Below are 16,742 nucleotides of genomic sequence, written 5' to 3' on the forward strand. Positions count from 1 at the left end.
GGGGTGGGGGAGAGGGTGTTGTTGCGTCCTTTGCGGTGGGTGGTGCCGATGGGGTGGATCGGGGGGAGGTAGACGACGTCGAAGCCCATGGCGGCGATCGCCGGCAGCCGCCGGGCGGCGGTGCGGAAGGTGCCGTGGGGTTGTTCGGCGGTGCCCTCGGAGCGGGGGAAGAACTCGTACCAGGAGCCGAACAGGGCGCGTTCGCGTTCCACCAGCAGCGGCAGCGGGTCCGAGGAGGTGACCAGTTCCCGCAGCGGATGCCGGGCCAGCACCTCCTCCACCTCCGGCGCCGACGCCGCCGCCAGCCGGGACGCGGCCGGCCGCTCGGTGTCACGCAGCGCGTCCACCGCGGCGAGGACGGCACCACGGGCGCGCCCGCCCTCCGGGACCCCGGCGGCGGCACGCTCGTACAACCGCGCGCCCTCCTCCAGGACCAGCTCCGTGTCGATGCCGGCCGGGACCTTGATCCGGGCGTTGTGGCGCCAGGTGGCGACCGGGTCGCCCCACGCCTCCACCGTGTACGTCCACCGGCCCTCGCTCGGCGCGGAGACGGTGGCGCCCCAGCGGTCCGTGCCGGGGGCGAGTTCCCGCATCGGCGTCCACGGGCCCGGACGGCCCTGCGGGTCCGTCAGGACGACATTGGCGGCGACCGCGTCATGGCCCTCGCGGAAGACGACCGCCGAGATCTCGAACTCCTCGCCCACGACGGCCTTCGCGGGCCGACGGCCGTGATGGACGGTGGGCCGTACGTCCAGAACCGGTATCCGGCCGACGGTCGCCGTGTCCGGGGGCGAGGCCGACGGCGCGGGCGGGCCGGTGTGCGCCCGGCGTGCGGGGCGCGCGGCGGCGCTCGGGGTGGCCGCGGCGGGGGTGCTGGTGTGCGCTGTGGTGGTACTGGTCGTCGGGGGTGCTGACGAGTGGTGCGTGGCGGGCATGACCGCTCCTGTCCGCGTCAACGTGGGTGGGCGGATGAGGGTGTGGGGAGGTGGGGCCAGCGGGATGTACCGGTGGAGCCTTCCCACACAGTGCGGGTGAGCATTCCGGCACTTTGTTAACTACTCACGCGTATGTCTACACACAAGACCGGCCTCGTCCGAGGGGGGCGAGGCCGGTCACTCTAGTCGCTTTGGGTAAAGGGACGTTCACCTGTGGTGTTACCGGGGCCTACGGGACGCCGACATGGAGAATCCGGTCCGGAGAGCCCGGAAATCTTTCCTTGACCTTGCCCGAAACCGCACCCTCCACCAGCGTTTCGGCCACCTGTGCCGGTGTCGCGGCGGGGTGGTCGGCCAGGTACAGGGCGGCCGCGCCCGCGGCGTGCGGTGCCGCCATCGACGTACCCGAATAGGTGGCGGAGCCGGTGTCGCTGCGGTGCGACGCGGAGGTGATGGACACCCCCGGCGCGAACAGGTCCAACCTCGTGCCCCAGTTGGAGAAGGGGGCGCGGGTGTCCTTCTTTCCGGTGGCGCCGACCGTGATCGCCTGCTTCACCCGGGCGGGTGAGGAGAAGGAGGCGGCGACGGCGTCGTTGCCCGCGGCGACCGTATACGTGACCCCGGACGCTATGGAGGTGCGTACGGCCGCGTCGAGCTGGGCGTTGGCCGGGCCGCCCAGACTCAGGTTGGCCACGGCGGGTTTCCTCGCGTGCCGGGTGACCCAGTCGATGCCCGCGATGACCCGGGCCGTCGTCCCCGCCCCCGCGTCGTCGAGGACGCGTACCGCGACCACCTTCGCCTTCTTGGCGACCCCGTATCTCGCGCCGGCGACCGTGCCCGCGACATGGGTGCCGTGGCCGTTGCCGTCCTGGGCCGTCCTGTCGTTCTGGACGAAGTCCCAGCCGTGGACGGCCCGGCCGCCGAAGTCCTTGTGGGTGACGCGTATGCCGGTGTCGATCACATACACGGTGGCGCCCTCGCCCGCCGACTCCGGCCAGGTGTAGCTCTTGTCGAGCGGCAGTCCCACCTGGTCCAGGCGGTCCAGGCCCCAGGGCGGCGGGTTCCGCCGGCTGCCGTCGTACCTGACCGCCGTGTCCTGCACGACGGACGCCACCCGCGGGTCCGCCGCGAGCCGGTTGGCCTGTTTCTCACCGGCGCTCACGGCATAGCCGTTGAGAACCGAGCTGTACATGTGGCGTATTTTCGCCCCGTACTTCCGGGCGATGTCCTTCCCCTCCTTCGACGGGGCCCCCGTCCCCGCCTTGAGGGTCACGATGTAACTGCCGCCGACGGAACCGGCGCCCCCGGCTCCGAGGACGCGTCCCTCCGCAGCGGCGTGCGCCGGGGCGGGGGCGACCGAGAGCACCGCGGCCGTGATGACCGCCGTGAGGCCTCCCGCCCAGCGCAGACGCCTGTTTCTCGCCTCTGCCCGGTCGTGCATGGATGCGGACCCCCTCCTCGGTCGGCCGGTACGCCACTCGGCAGCCTCTCGTGCGGGGTGAAGCGCCACAAGGTCGCACAGAGGGGCGGAATCGGCCATACCGCCCGAGAGGGGGCAGGGGCGGGCCGCGACGAATTCCGGACTGAACACGGGGGAACGGACTGCGCGGCCGGGAGGCCGGGGTACGGATGCGCCGTAATTGCATACCGAGGGACGCGCCGTGCTTGTCGACCCGCCCGCCCGCGCCGCTACCGTCGTGGTGACGAACGGTCGCACGCAACAGGTGCGTCCTCTTGGCCCGTACGTCCTGGCGTGAAGGTGGAATCCTCTGTGAAGGCCATCCGCAGATTCACCGTCCGACCCGTCCTGCCCGAAGCCCTTCAGCCGCTCAGCGAGCTGGCGCGCAATCTGCGCTGGTCCTGGCACGCGGAGACCCGTGATCTCTTCCAGTCGGTCGACCCCGAGTGTTGGGCCGCGTCCGGCGGCGACCCCGTACGCCTTCTCGGCTCCGTCTCCGCCCGGCGCCTGGCCGAACTCGCCGAGGACCGGCGCTTCCTGCGTCGGCTCACCGTGGTCGCCGACGAACTGCGCGACTACGTCACCGGCGACCGCTGGTACCAGACCCAGACCACGGAACCACCGGCCGCCGTCGCCTACTTCTCGCCCGAGTTCGGCATCACGGCCGCGCTGCCGCAGTACTCCGGCGGCCTCGGCATCCTCGCCGGCGACCATCTGAAGGCCGCCAGCGACCTGGGTGTGCCCCTGATCGGCGTCGGCCTGCTCTACCGGCACGGCTACTTCCGGCAGTCGCTGTCCCGTGACGGCTGGCAGCAGGAGCACTACCCCGTGCTCGACCCGAACGAGCTGCCCCTGGTGCCGTTGCAGGAGACCGACGGCTCCCAGGCCCGCGTCGACCTGGCGCTCCCCGGCGGCCGCCGGCTGCACGCCCGCGTCTGGCAGGCCCAGGTCGGCCGCGTGCCCCTGCTCCTGCTGGACTCCGACGTCGAGGAGAACGACCTCGGGGAGCGGGGCGTCACCGACCGGCTCTACGGCGGCGGCAGCGAACACCGGCTGCTGCAGGAGATGCTGCTCGGTATAGGAGGTGTCCGGGCGGTCCGCACGTACTGCCGCCTCACCGGTCACGCCGAACCCGAGGTCTTCCACACCAACGAGGGCCACGCCGGCTTCCTCGGCCTCGAACGCATCGCCGAGCTCTGCGACGAGGGGCTCGGCTTCGACGCCGCTCTGGAGGCGGTCCGCGCCGGCACCGTCTTCACCACCCACACCCCGGTCCCGGCCGGCATCGACCGCTTCGACCGGGAACTCGTGGCCCAGCACTTCGGCCCCGACGCCGAACTGCCCCGTATCGACGTCGAACGCATTCTCGGCCTCGGGATGGAGACGTACTCGGGCGGCGACCCGAACGTCTTCAACATGGCGGTGATGGGCCTCCGTCTCGCCCAGCGCGCCAACGGGGTGTCCCTGCTGCACGGCCAGGTCAGCCGGGAGATGTTCTCGGGCCTGTGGCCGGGCTTCGACGCGGACGAGGTCCCCATCACCTCCGTCACCAACGGCGTGCACGCCCCCACCTGGGTGGCGCCCGAGGTGTTTCGCCTCGGCTCCCGGCAGGTCGGCGCCGAACGCACCGAGGACGCCATGACGGTCGGCGGCTCGGACCGCTGGGACGCCGTGGCCGAGATCCCCGACGGCGACATCTGGGAACTGCGCCGCAACCTGCGCGAGCAACTGGTGCTGGAGGTACGGGAACGCCTCACCGCCTCCTGGCGCCAGCGCGGCGCGGGCACCGCCGAACTCGGCTGGATCGACGGGGTGCTCGACCCGGACGTCCTGACCATCGGCTTCGCCCGCCGCGTCCCCTCGTACAAGCGGCTGACGCTGATGCTGCGCGACCAGGACCGGCTGATGGAGCTGCTGCTGCACCCCGAGCGGCCGATCCAGATCGTCGTCGCAGGCAAGGCCCACCCGGCGGACGACGGCGGCAAGCGCCTCATCCAGGAGCTCGTCAGGTTCGCCGACGACCCGCGGGTGCGCCACCGGATCGTGTTCCTGCCGGACTACGGCATGGCGATGGCGCAGAAGCTGTACCCGGGCTGCGACGTGTGGCTCAACAACCCGCTGCGGCCGCTGGAGGCGTGCGGCACCAGCGGTATGAAGGCCGCGCTCAACGGATGCCTCAACCTGTCGGTGCTGGACGGCTGGTGGGACGAATGGTTCCGCCCGGACTTCGGCTGGGCGATCCCCACCGCCGACGGCACCGCGACGGACGACGACCGCCGGGACGACCTGGAGGCCGCCGCCCTGTACGACCTGCTGGAACAGCGGGTGGCGCCCCGCTTCTACGAGCACGGCCAGGGCGGACTGCCCGACCGCTGGATCGAGATGGTCCGCCAGACCCTCACCCACCTCGGCCCGAAGGTGCTGGCCGGCCGGATGGTCCGCGAGTACGTGGACCGCCTGTACACGCCCGCGGCCCGCGCCCACCGCGCGCTGAACCCGGACACGGCAGGCGAGTCGGCGGGCTGGAAGGCACGCGTCCGGGGCGGCTGGCACCGCGTCAAGGTCGACCACGTGGAGGCGTCCGCGGCGCCGACGAGCACCGCCGAACTGGGCGCCACGCTGATGCTGCGCGTCCGCGTGGACCTCGGGGAACTCGCCCCCGACGACGTCGAGGTGCAGGCGGTGTCGGGCCGCGTCGACTCCGAGGACCGGATCACGGACGCGGCGAGCGTCCCGCTGAAGCCGACCAGCGGGCCCGACGAGGAGGGCCGCTGGGTCTACGAAGGCCCCCTGGCCCTGGACCGCACGGGCCCCTTCGGCTACACGGTCCGCATCCTCCCGTCCCACCGCCTGCTCGCCTCCCCGGCCGAACTGGGCCTCCTGGCGGTGCCGTCGGAGGAGACGGGGGAGGGGGCGGGGGTGCTGATGCGGTAGCCGGGGCCGACCGGGTGGGCCCCGGCCGGTGTTCGCTTCGCCTTCGCCCCGTACGGGCCCCCGCCCGGACGGGGCGAAGCACGGTCACGGCGCCCGGCCGGGCGCCGAGTAGACAAGGGGCGGACAGGGCTTCTTCAATCTCAGCGGGCGATTACTCCAGGTAATGGAGCGTGGTGGCAGCGAGATTGAATGTTGGCGCATTTTCAGTGTTGTGCCTTACCTCCACTAAAGTTGTTGAACCTTGACGTACTAGGTGTTCTTCGGGTCTCCGGGTCGATCCCGACGGCGCCTTCTTTGCTTGAGTGTGCCTTGGTGCATGGCCTGACCCGATCGACCCACCGGCTCTCTGTGTGCAGAGCGTGAAGAGGGCCGCAGGTGCGGCAAGGGATTCCCCTGGCCGGTATCCGCGGTCGTTGTCCCAGTTGAGGGTATTCCCTTCACTTGATTTGGTGGTGCAGTTCACATTGACGCAGTGAGCTGACACAGCGTTAACTCGCCGGAATCTATGAAGGTTCTGTGATTACGGGGTGGGGTCGTGGGCTTGGTGCGGGGGCGCCGTCATTTTCGGGTGCGAAGAAGCCGATCTCGGCGTTCCGTGGGCGGTATTTCTGCGGCCGTGACATTGCTGTCGCTTCTACCCGCCGTGTCGTTCGCGACTTCCGGCGAGGCCAGGGCGGATGCGTCGACGGCGTCGGTGACCGGGCAGTCGGCCTCGGAACGCGCCGCTGCCACGGGCGAGTCAGTCGAAGTGCTTTCCGAGCGGACCGAATACACGACGACCGTCGCGAACCCGGACGGCACCTTCACGCTCACACAATCGACGCAACCCCTGCGCGCGCGGGCTGACGTAATGGCGACGCGGCGCGGGCGCAGGCTGGCGGGCGGCGGAGTGCGGTTGACGTTCGAGGTCATCGCCGGGACCCTGCGGGAGCAGATCCACTCCGGGCGGCTGAAGCCGGGCGACGCGCTGCCGACGCAGACTGCGTTGATGCGGGAGTTCGGGGCGGCAGCCTGACGGTGCAGAAGGCCATGGCCCTGCTGAAGCAGGACGGCTGGGCGGTATCGCGCCCCGGCAAGGGCGCCTTCGTCGCCCACCGCGACCAGGCCGACACGGATGACCTCGATCACCGGGAAGTGACCGCTCCCGCAGGCGGGACGGCGGCCCGCGTCGAGGCGCTGGAGCAGGCGTTGGCCGAGGCGGTCGAGCAGCTCGCCGAGCTCCGGGCCCGCGTCGCAGTTCTGGAAGCGGCCAACGGAGAGCCCGGCCGCTGACCTCCCGTTCCGGGTAGACCAGAGCGTGCGTCCAGATTTTCGGTACGAGGTTCAAGGCGGTTCCCGCCCGTCTGAGCTGGCCGAACATCGCCGACTGGCTCGCCGTCGGCCGAGCAGCCAACGCCCGCACGGGGTGCTGGCAGACGGCCGGGCCCAGGCGCGAGCGGGGCCCAACCCGGTGTTGCCGGAGCTAAGTTGTGGGCGTGGAGTCCTCGCGCTTCGCACAGCAAGTTGTCGCCCACGACCGTCCTACGGCCGGATCGCAGGCACATTGCCGACCAGGGGGTCGACCCTCACGCCCGCCGCCGGACCCGCCGCGGGCGGTGGCCTGCGCCGCCTCGGCAGGTTGTCGCTGGTTTGCGGGCGGCGCGCCGTGGCGTCAGGACGAAGGGGGGTACGGGGGTGTGTGACGCCGGAGTGGCTGCGGTCGCGACGACGGCATACGACCGGAGCTACGAAGTCGCGCTCTCGCGCCCCGTGGGATATATCATCGGCGCTATGGATAGTGGGCGGTACTCGATCGAGATCGAGCCGGAGGTGCGGCTGTGGCTGGAGAACATTCCCGCCCATCACTACAAGCAGGCCGAACGCGTCGCCGACCTGCTCGCCGAGCAGCCCACCACGCTCGACGAACCGCACTCCCGCCACTTGGGCGGCAAGCTCCGCGAGCTGCGCTTCCGCCTGGGCGATGCCCATCAGCGGATCACCTACTGGCTGGCGCCCGGCCGACGCGTCGTGCTGCTCACCGTGTTCCGCAAGACCAAGATGCGAGAGCAGGCCGAAGTGGATCGCGCGCACGCCGCTCAGCAGCTGTGCGAAGCCGAACACCAGGCAGCCGCCGAACACGACCTCTACAGCCGCGACCTTAAGGAGAACCGATGAACCACAGCGAATGGAGGACTCGCCGCCATCGCCAGCTGCTGGGCGAACACCTGGAGGCTGATCCCGAGTACGACCGGGTCTACGAAGAGGCCGGCCTCGCCATGACGTTGGGCAAGGCCGTCTACGACCGGCGTAAGCAGCTGGGCCTGAGCGAGGCCGACCTCGCCGAGCGCATGCACGTCGGCGTCGATGACATCGAAGGCATCGAGACGGCCACCGAGCTGCCGCCCATCGCGGTCATCATGCGCCTGGCCCGCGCACTGGACCTCACGGTGGACGTGCACCTCGCCGGCGGAGACGAGCCCACCGTCACCATCGTCGCCCCAGCGGCCTGAGGCGGGGAGGAACCATGCAGGACCCGCCCTCCGTGCTCGCCCGTGAGCTAGGGCAACTCGTCCACGACCGGCGCATCGAGCTCGGGCTGTCTCAGGCCGAGCTGGCCGAGCGGTGCGGGATGAAGCAGCCGCAGATCTCCCGCTTCGAAGGCGGCGGGACCGTACCCACGCTTCCCCTCCTGCGCCGCCTGGCTCAGGCTCTCGGCGCCGACCTGACCATCAGCCTCACCCCGCACGACAAAGCCGCTTGACACGCATTCGGAATTCCTAGAATTCCTGGAATTCCCCAGTCGGTGTAGACCACTGACGGCAGTAGTGACGGCAACACCAGCAGCCTCCAGCGCACGAGCATGAACATCCGGCGACTGTCAAATCGCCTGCTGACCAGCAAACTTGCAGGTAGGAGCGGCCTGGCCAGCATACGTACTATGTGCTGGCGGGCGAGACGCCGGTACTCGTTCACAACAGCAACTGTTCAGATGTTCCTTTCGGGCCCCGGATGCACTATGAGGCAAACGCCAAGCATGCAAATGGGAAACTTGGTTCACATATAGCACCCGAGCCAACTAATCCCCAAGGTATGCTGGATCGGTCGCTGCTCGTTAATACGAATAGTGGCCGTCGAGTTGCCTATGATTCCGACGCTGGGGAGATCGTCATGTTCGCTCCGCACCGTGGCAGTGTGTATCACGGGTATGTTTCCACGTGGAAGGATCTACCCAAGGATGCGCAGGGCGCATTGATCAAGCAGAAGATATTCAAGCCGAATGGCAAGCTTCGGTAAGGTTGCGGTGGCGTATGGATGTCATCAATGTCTCTCCCGGAGACATTTATGAAGATTGCCAATTTCATCCGGTCCTTTGCCTTCAGGCGCATGAAGACGAATCCGTCAGTGGTGTTTCGCTAATAGACGGGTCAGGGCCAAGGAATTGCTCTCTGAGGCATTGCGGAATAGTGCTTCTGGCGCCAAGTGACGTGCTTGAGGTTCGTCGGGACTTTGAGGGATACAAGGCTCGGAGGCAAGCTGAGCTGAGTGAACCTCTTTCATCCTGAATAGTCGCAGGTCAGTAGTGTGTGGATGGCTGGGACGGTGCGGCCGATGCGGCGGGTGGAGGAGCGGGCTCTGCGCATGATGCGCCAGGACTTGAGTCGGGCGAAGGCGCGTTCTGTCGGGGGCTCGGAGCCGGGCGTGGTCGCGGTTGAACTGCTGGTAGTGCTCGGGCTGTTCGCTGTGGTGGTAGTACGGGGTTCGGAAGGTGGCGCCGGCGCACTGGTAGGCCCGGTCCGCCAGCACAAGGATCTGCCGGGCCAGGCAGGCCTGGACGATGCCGTGGGCACGGGCCGAGGTCAGGTCATGTGTGCGGCCGGGCGTCGCCCGGGAGCCGTGCTTCCTGTGTTTCTGCGAGTAGTACGGCTGATCGGCGCGGACGCGGTCGGTGGGGATCAGCGTGCCGTCAACGATGACGTGGTCGCCCTCACCGAGGCCCGGTGAGGGCTTCATGGAGGCCTGGGGCCCAGGAAACCAGCACCTCCAGGGCCTCGTCCACATAGCGCCAGGCGGTGGCCTGCGATATCGCGAACCCGGCGCCGAGCTGGGCGAACGTCTCGATCTTGCGCAGATGGACCAGCGTGAGTAGTGCCTGGCCGAAGCAGCCGAGCTTCCGCCAGCGGGTGTTACGTGCACGGCGGTGCTCGTACAGCAGCCAGGCAACGTGCTCAACGAGCTCATGCGGGACGTCGAGCGTGGCAGGATACGGAACCAACAGGGCCCCTTCGGTCGCCGGTGTGCTGAGTGGAATCACCACGCCAACGACGAGGGGCCCTGCCTCGTCACTACACCCGCTGACCAGCCCATTTCACCCGCCAGCACAGGATGAAAGAGCTTCAGTGATCGAAATTTCGGTTTCTGTCGAAGGCGTGGTGAAGTGGCGTCGCATGCTCGATGCTGTGTGTGGGTCACTGGGGTCCAAGGAACTGTTCCTGCGAAGCGGATATCGGGAGGAGGAAGTGAGTGAGGCTCTCAATTCACTGAGCTGAGAGCACCCGGTGATGATCGCGGTTCCTTCTCCGGTGCAGCCTATCGGGATGGAAGATCGGTTTTAGACCTACTCCAAGGGGCATCGCTCCGTACATGGGTGCCTGGTCGGGCCGGTAAGCCGGACGAGCCGAAGGTTGTTGACCAAGGATCCACTACGCGTTATCGGCGATAATGAACACCAGTGATCGCCGGCCGTCCTGCGCGTGCATGAGCTTCCGGATTCTTGAGGCTGTGAGTGGCGACGCGGGAGCGCATCACCAAGCGGATTCCGGCCAGATTTCGGAGCGGTCCGACTGGCTGCAACTGCGTGCTGCCGAAAGGTCGACCTCGGTGAGCGTTCTGGAGCAGCTTCGTGAATCCGGGCGGACAAGACGCATCAGGCACGTCTCCGCGGAGCGGCTGCGTGCGCTGCGGCGGGCGCCGAAACAGGCGGCAGCAAAACCTGGCCCGGTGTTCACCGAGGAGTGGTTACTCCTTCGGGTCGCCCGCCAGCCTCCGCAGCACCACCCCGCACCGTCGCGCGTACGCGTGCTGCAAGCCGCGGGTCGCCGCGCCGCCCGCTCTCGCGTACCACTTCGCCGGGCGGCTGTACGCCGTCACCGTCAGCCAGACCGTGCCGTCGCCCGTGCGGGCCACCACGAAGGACTCCTCGCCCGTTTCGGGGTGGCCGGGGAGCGTGCCGTAGGCCCAGCCCTTGCGGCGGGGCTCGTCCACGGTCCAGACGACGCGGCAGGGGGCCTTGATGACGCCGCCCAGGGTGACGGTGACGTCGACGCCCGGCGCGGCCTCGGGTGCGTCCGTGTGGAGGCCCACGCCCAGCGCGCGGTGCATCTCCCACGTGTGGACCGCGTGCGCCGCCCGTTCGAACAGGTCCGTGCCCTCGCCGAGGCGGGTGCGGACCTGCATCTCGTGGAAGCCGGGCGGGCAGCGGCCCTCGCGGGTCGCGCCGACGGCCTCGTAGGTGAAGCCGTCCGGGAGAGGGTGTGAGCCGTCGGTGTGGGACATGGGGCCAAAGCCTAGGGCGGTACCCGGAGTCGCCTTCTCTCCGGGTACCGCCCCCACACAGGCCGCGATGTGCTACGCGGTCACGTTGACCGCCGCCCACGTGGCGTTCACCGCGTTGTACTCGGCGCTGCTCGCGCCGTACAGGTCACGCGCCGCGTTCAGGGTCGCCGTGCGGGCGCCCTTGTAGTTGGTCGTCGAGGTCATGTACGTGGTCAGCGCCTTGTACCAGATCTGGGTGGCCTTGGCGCGGCCGATGCCGGTGATGGTGGCGCCGTTGGAGGTGGGGGAGTTGTAGCTGACGCCGTTGATGGTCCTGGCGCCGCTGCCCTCCGACAGCAGGAAGAAGAAGTGGTTCGCCGGGCCCGACGAGTAGTGCACGTCGAGGCCGCCCAGGGACGACGACCAGTAGTTGGCCGACGAGCCGTCCTTGCTGGGCTGGTCCATGTACCGCAGCGGGGTGCCGTTGCCGCGGATGTCGACCTTCTCGCCGATGAGGTAGTCGCCCGGGTCCTTGGTGTTGGCGGCGTAGAACTCGACCGCCGTGCCGAAGATGTCGGAGGTGGCCTCGTTCAGACCGCCCGACTCGCCGGAGTAGTTCAGGCCCGCCGTGTTGGAGGTCAGACCGTGGGACATCTCGTGGCCCGCGACGTCCAGCGAGGTCAGCGGCTTGACGTTGCCGTCGCCGTCGCCGTACGTCATGCAGAAGCAGCTGTCGGACCAGAAGGCGTTGACGTACGCGTTGCCGTAGTGGACGCGGGAGTACGCGGCCACGCCGTTGTTCTTGATGCCGTTGCGCCCGAGGACGTTCTTGTAGAAGTCCCAGGTGACCTGCGCGCCGTAGTGGGCGTCCACCGCGGCGTTCTGGTCGGTGGAGGAGCTGGAGGCGCTGCCGGTGCCCCAGATGTCGTCCGCGTCGGTGAAGAGCGTGCCGGTCGAGGACGACGTGGCGCGGGCCTTGTTGTACGTCTTGTGGTTGCCGCGCCCGGCGTCGGTCAGGTTGTACGTCGAGCCCGACTTGGTGGTGCCGAGGGTGACCTGACCGTTGTACTTGCTGTTGCCGGTACCGGTCTGGACGGCCTCCCACTCGTACAGCTTCTTGCCGGTCTCCGCGTCGGTGACGACGTGGAGCTCCTGCGGGGTGCCGTCGTGCTGGAAGCCGCCGACGACCGTCTCGTAGGCGAGGGCGGGCTTGCCGCTCGCGGCCCAGACGACCTTGCGCGGGGCCTTGTCGGCCGCGGTCTTGCTGGAGCCCTCGGCCTTGGCGGCCTTCAGCGCCTGCTTCTCGGCGGCGGCCTTCGTCACGTCCGCGGTGAGGTCCGCGACCTTCACGGCGGCCTTCGTCGCTCTGGTGACGCTCTTGACGGCGCCGGCCTTGCTCTCGTGGACGACGAGGTCGCCGCCGAGGACCGGGAGGCCGCCGTAGGTGCGCTCGTAGCGGGTGTGGACCGTGCCGTCCGCGTCCTTGAGGACGTCACGGACGACCAGTTCCTCCTTGGCGCCGAGGCCTATCTCGTCGGCGGTCTCGGCGGTGGCCGCGTCCGCCTTCTTGATGAGGGCCGTGCGCGCGGCCGGCGTCAGCGCGACCGGGGCACCGGCCGACCGCGCCTTGTCGGCGGTCGGCGCGGGCTGGGCGGTGGCGCCGGTGGTCAGACCGGTGGTCAGCAGGGCACCGGCGGCGACGGCGGTCGCGATGGCCAGCGTGGTCCGCTTATGACGCGCGTAGAACGGAGTCACTCATGCTCCTTGGTGGGGGAGACCGGACCGGCGTGGGGTCGCCGTCCGGTGAACTGAAGTTACGAGTGCGGCGGTTGAGTGAAGAGTGACACCCGGACGCGTACATGTCAGGAGGTTCAAGTGATGTTGGCTGAAAGTCAACTGTCCAGAAATGTTGCCGCTGTGTAAATCGGCTTCGAACACGGCAAAGGGCGGATCAAGTGGGCCCCGGAGAACGGCAAAGCGAGCGCCGCCCCGGGGAGTTGGATCCCCCCGGGGCGGCGCCCTGTCGGTTCACGCCCTGTATACGAAGGGCCGCCCGGTTCCCTACGGGAACGTCAGCTTCCAGCTGTTGATGTAGCCGGTGTCGCGGGCCGCGTTGTCCTGGACCCTCAACTGCCAGACACCGTTCGCGACTTCGGACGATGCGTTCACCGTGTAGGTCGTGTTGATGTTGTCCGAGCTGCCGCCGGTGCCGTACGCCTTCAGCGTGTACGCGGTGCCGTCGGGGGCCACCAACTGCACCTGGAGGTCACCGATGTAGGTGTGGACGATGTCGACCGCCACCGCGAGGTTCGACGGCGCGTTGCCCGTCCGACCGGAGACGGTGATCGGCGAGGTGACCGCCGCGCCGTTGTCCGGAATCGATACGTCGGCCGTGTTCTCGAACGACGTGCCGCCGCCCCCGCCGCCACCGGGCCGCGAGCCCACGTTGACGGCCGCCCACGCGTTCTGCACCGCCGTGTACTCGGCGGACGTGGTGCCGTACAGGTCACCGGTCGCCGCGAGGGTGTAGGTGCGGGCCGACGCGTAGTTGGTGGTGGAGGTGAACTTGGTGGTCAGCGCGCGGAACCAGATCTTCTCCGCCTTGTCCCGGCCGATGCCGGTGACCGGCAGGTTGTCCGAGGTGGGCGAGTTGTAGCTGACGCCGTTGATGGTCTTGGCGCCGCTGCCCTCCGACAGGAGGTAGAAGAAGTGGTTCGCCGGACCCGACGAGTAGTGCACGTCGATCGAGCCGATGCCCGAGTACCACGCGTCCTTGGACGAGCCGTCCTTGCTGGGCTTGTCCATGTAGCGCAGCGGCGTGCCGTCGCCGTTGATGTTGATCTCCTCGCCGATGAGGTAGTCACCGACGTCGGAGCTGTTGTTGGCGTAGAACTCGACCGTCGAGCCGAAGATGTCGGAGGTGGCCTCGTTCAGACCGCCGGACTCGCCCGAGTAGACGAGGCCGGCCGTGACCGACGTGAGGCCGTGGGACATCTCGTGCGCCGCCACGTCGATCGACGTCAGCGGGTTGGCGTTGCCCGAGCCGTCGCCGTACGTCATGCAGAAGCAGCCGTCCTGCCAGAACGCGTTGACGTAGTTGTTGCCGTAGTGCACGCGGGAGTAGGCGCCCTTGCCGTCACCGCGGATGCCGCTGCGGCCGTGCACGTTCTTGTAGTAGTCCCAGGTCAGCGCCGCGCCGTAGTGGGCGTCGGCGCCGGCCGACTCCAGGTTCGACGGGCTGCCGTTGCCCCACACGTCGTCCGGGCCGGAGAACAGGGTGCCGGTGCCGGACGTGCCGCGGTTCAGGTTGTACGTCTTGTGGCCGCCGCGCGCGCCGTCGGTGAGGTTGTACGTCGACCCCGACTGCGTGGTGGTGAGGTCGACCGCGCCGGAGTACACCGTGTTGCCGGTGCCGGTCTCGACCGCCTCCCACTCGAACAGCTTCTCGCCGGTCCGGGCGTCCGTGACGACGTGCAGCTCCTGCGGGGTGCCGTCGTGCTGGAAGCCGCCGACGACCGTCTCGTACGCGAGGGTCGGCTTGCCGTTCGCGGCCCAGATCACCTTGCGCGGGGCGCGGTTGATCTCGGCGCCCTTGGCGTGCTCGGCCTTCGCCGCGCCGAGCGCCTGCTTCTCGGCCTTCGCGGCGGCGAGGGTCGGCTTCACCGAGGCGACCTTGATCGTGGCCTTGGTGGCCTTGACGACGCCCTCGGTGCTGCCCGCCTTCGAGGTCTTGACGACGAGGTCGCCGCCGAGGACCGGGAGGCCGTCGTAGGTCCGCTCGTACCGGGTGTGCACGGTGCCGTCGCGGTCCTTGACCACGTCACGGACGACGAGCTTCTCCTTGGAGCCGAGGTTCAGCTCCTTCGCCGTCTCCGCCTTGCCGGCGTTGGCCTCGCGTATCAGCTCGGCCCGCTGGGAGGGGCTGAGCTTCATGGAGACCGCGCCCTTGCCCGCGGCCGACGGTGCCTTCTCCGGGGCGGCGGTGGCGGCGCCCGACTGGACGGCCGCGGCCAGCAGGGCGCTGACGGCGACGAGCGCGCCGGTGGCGACGCGTCGCCGGGTGGAACGGGAACGGACGTCGCTCGTGTGGGAGGTGCGTCTGTGGGACTGGCGTCTCAACACTGACTCCTTCTGCATGGCCGCGGTTCGCGCGGCCAGGGGAGACCGGGCGGTTGGTGGCCGCCCGGGCAGAACAAGGGGTGGAACGCGAACACCACATGCGTGGGAGGTGCTCCGCGGCACGGCGGGGGGAGCTTGTGAGGTTGCTGTGACGCGGATGTGGGCAGCGTGGCAGGAGATCGCGCCATCTGTCAGGAGCGCGTCAACAAGTTGGCCGGAAATCGTTCGTTGACCGGAGGGTCATGTTCGATATACGGGTTGTTGGCTGAACCGTCGACCAAGGGGGTGTCGGCTCTGGGCGCCCCGGACCTCGTCAGGCGGTGCGCTCGCCGTGCCACCTCTCCCACAGCGCCGCGTACGCTCCGCCCGCGCCCACCAGCTCGTCGTGGGTGCCCAGTTCGGTGAGACGCCCGTCCTCCATGACGGCGACCCGGTCCGCGTCGTGGGCGGTGTGCAGGCGGTGGGCGATCGCGATGACCGTGCGGCCCTCCAGGACCGCGGCGAGGGCGCGTTCGGTGTGGCGCGCGGTGGCGGGGTCGAGCAGGGCCGTCGCCTCGTCGAGGATGAGCGTGTGCGGGTCCGCGAGGACCACCCGGGCGAGGGCCAGCTGCTGGGCCTGGGACCCGTCCGTACGGCGACCTCCCTCGCCGAGGCGGGTGCCGAGCCCGTCGGGCAGGTCGCGGACCCAGCCGTCGGCGCCCACGGCCGTCAACGCGGCCCGCAACTCCTCGTCCGTGGCGGAGGGTTCGGCGATGAGGAGGTTGTCGCGGACCGTCCCCAGGAACACATGGTGCTCCTGGGTGACCAGGACGACCTGACGGCGCAGCCGCTCCGGGCCGAGGCCGACGACGGGGACCCCGCCGACCGTCACCGAGCCCTCCGTGGGCGCGTCGATACCGGCCAGCAGCCTGCTCAGGGTGGTCTTCCCGGCCCCGGACGGGCCGACCACGGCCAGCCGTTCACCCGGCCGTACGGTCAGGTCGACCCCGCGCAGCACCTCGCCGCCCCGCTCGTACGCGTACCGCACGCCGGTCACGTCGATCCGGTCGTCCGCCGGCTCCGGCGACCGCACCGGGAGCGCCCGCGGCGCGCGGGCCAGCCCCTCGACCCGGGCGAACGAGGCGCCGCTGGACTGCAACTGCTCGATCCGCATCAGGATCTCGTCCAGCGGCCCGTTCAACTGNNCGCCGCGACCACCGCGCCCAGGCTCATCGAACCGCGGTCGTGCAGCACCCCGCCGACCAGCAGGACGGTCACCACCGGTACGAGGTAGGAGACCTCGACGCCCGGGAAGAACACCGTCCGCAGGAACAGGGTGTGGAACCGCCGTCGCCGGGAGACCTCCAGCGCGTCCCGGCTCGCGGCGATCCGCCGCCGCTCCAGCCGCAGCGCCTCCACCGTCCGCGCCCCGGACGCGGTGGCCGCGACGATCTCCGCGACCTCGGAGCCGGCCGCGCCCTCCGCCAGATACCCGGCGCGCGCCCGCCGCAGGTACCAGCGCAGCACGAACCAGATACCGGTGAGGCCGCACAGTCCGCACACGCCGAGCAGCGGGTCCAGGGCGAAGACCGCGCCGAGCAAGAACAGCGCCTGCACGGTGTTGATGAGCAGCTCGGGGCCCGAGTCGCGCAGGGTCTTGCCGACGGTGTCCACGTCGGCGGTGCCGCGCGCGGTGAGGTCGCCGGTGCCGGCCCGCTCCACGACCGACGCGGGCAGGGCGAGGGCGCGGTCCACGAACTCCTCGCGGACCCGTGCGAGGACGCGCTCGCCGAACCGGTGCCCCA

At 69.5% G+C, this 16,742-nt stretch carries 11 protein-coding genes and 3 pseudogenes; 6 read left to right on the forward strand and 8 right to left on the reverse strand.

Translation table 11 applies throughout. The annotated features are described in order from the left end of the window. Together AOK15_RS18575 and AOK15_RS18580 are read right to left on the reverse strand one after the other, a co-directional pair. Positions 1-935: maltotransferase domain-containing protein (locus tag AOK15_RS18575; protein WP_157870294.1), on the reverse strand; the 935-nt coding region annotated here is incomplete at its 3' end. A 229-nt stretch (positions 936-1,164) separates the two neighbouring features. Then, positions 1,165-2,376 carry a S8 family peptidase gene (locus AOK15_RS18580; RefSeq protein ID WP_055518203.1) on the reverse strand — a complete coding sequence of 404 codons (1,212 nt, stop codon included), beginning with the start codon at positions 2,374-2,376 and terminating at the stop codon, positions 1,165-1,167. 330 nt (positions 2,377-2,706) lie between these two features. Between AOK15_RS18580 and AOK15_RS18585 the strand changes: the two genes are divergently transcribed. From AOK15_RS18585 to AOK15_RS18605, 6 genes and pseudogenes are all read left to right on the forward strand, one after another. Beyond that, on the forward strand, positions 2,707-5,328 hold the full coding sequence (locus AOK15_RS18585; protein WP_055518205.1) for a glycosyltransferase family 1 protein: 2,622 nt from the start codon (positions 2,707-2,709) through the stop codon (positions 5,326-5,328). Positions 5,329-5,944: 616 nt separating this feature from the next. After that, entirely contained in the window at positions 5,945-6,343 is a 399-nt protein-coding gene (locus AOK15_RS46925) for a GntR family transcriptional regulator (RefSeq protein WP_240508490.1), read from the forward strand. 14 nt (positions 6,344-6,357) lie between these two features. After that, positions 6,358-6,600, forward strand: coding sequence for a GntR family transcriptional regulator (locus AOK15_RS46930; protein WP_240508491.1), 243 nt, complete (start codon positions 6,358-6,360; stop codon positions 6,598-6,600). A 498-nt stretch (positions 6,601-7,098) separates the two neighbouring features. Next, positions 7,099-7,482: a type II toxin-antitoxin system RelE/ParE family toxin gene (locus tag AOK15_RS18595; protein ID WP_055518207.1), complete on the forward strand. Its 384-nt coding sequence runs from the start codon at positions 7,099-7,101 to the stop codon at positions 7,480-7,482. Next, a complete protein-coding gene (locus AOK15_RS18600; RefSeq protein ID WP_055518209.1) occupies positions 7,479-7,817 on the forward strand; it encodes a helix-turn-helix domain-containing protein in 339 nt (112 codons plus the stop codon). The genes AOK15_RS18595 and AOK15_RS18600 overlap by 4 nt, the downstream gene beginning before the upstream one ends. A gap of 35 nt (positions 7,818-7,852) precedes the next feature. Beyond that, positions 7,853-8,068 (forward strand): annotated as a pseudogene (locus AOK15_RS18605) (helix-turn-helix domain-containing protein); the annotation flags it as partial. 793 nt (positions 8,069-8,861) lie between these two features. Here AOK15_RS18605 and AOK15_RS18610 read toward each other — a convergent pair. From AOK15_RS18610 to AOK15_RS46940, 6 genes and pseudogenes are all read right to left on the reverse strand, one after another. Further along, positions 8,862-9,622 (reverse strand): annotated as a pseudogene (locus AOK15_RS18610) (transposase family protein). Positions 9,623-10,323: 701 nt separating this feature from the next. Next, on the reverse strand, positions 10,324-10,860 hold the full coding sequence (locus AOK15_RS18615) for a DUF1990 family protein (protein WP_055518215.1): 537 nt from the start codon (positions 10,858-10,860) through the stop codon (positions 10,324-10,326). 72 nt (positions 10,861-10,932) lie between these two features. Beyond that, entirely contained in the window at positions 10,933-12,594 is a 1,662-nt protein-coding gene (locus AOK15_RS18620; protein WP_055518217.1) for a M4 family metallopeptidase, read from the reverse strand. A 306-nt stretch (positions 12,595-12,900) separates the two neighbouring features. Beyond that, entirely contained in the window at positions 12,901-14,976 is a 2,076-nt protein-coding gene (locus AOK15_RS18625) for a M4 family metallopeptidase (RefSeq protein WP_055518220.1), read from the reverse strand. Between the two features lie 295 nt (positions 14,977-15,271). Next, positions 15,272-16,141: ABC transporter ATP-binding protein (locus AOK15_RS46935; protein WP_240508492.1), on the reverse strand; the 870-nt coding region annotated here is incomplete at its 5' end. Between the two features lie 2 nt (positions 16,142-16,143). Further along, positions 16,144-16,742, reverse strand: a pseudogene (locus tag AOK15_RS46940) (ABC transporter transmembrane domain-containing protein); the annotation flags it as partial.

The sequence above is a fragment of the Streptomyces ossamyceticus genome (assembly GCF_001418475.1).
GTDB classification, from domain to species: Bacteria; Actinomycetota; Actinomycetes; order Streptomycetales; family Streptomycetaceae; genus Streptomyces; species Streptomyces ossamyceticus.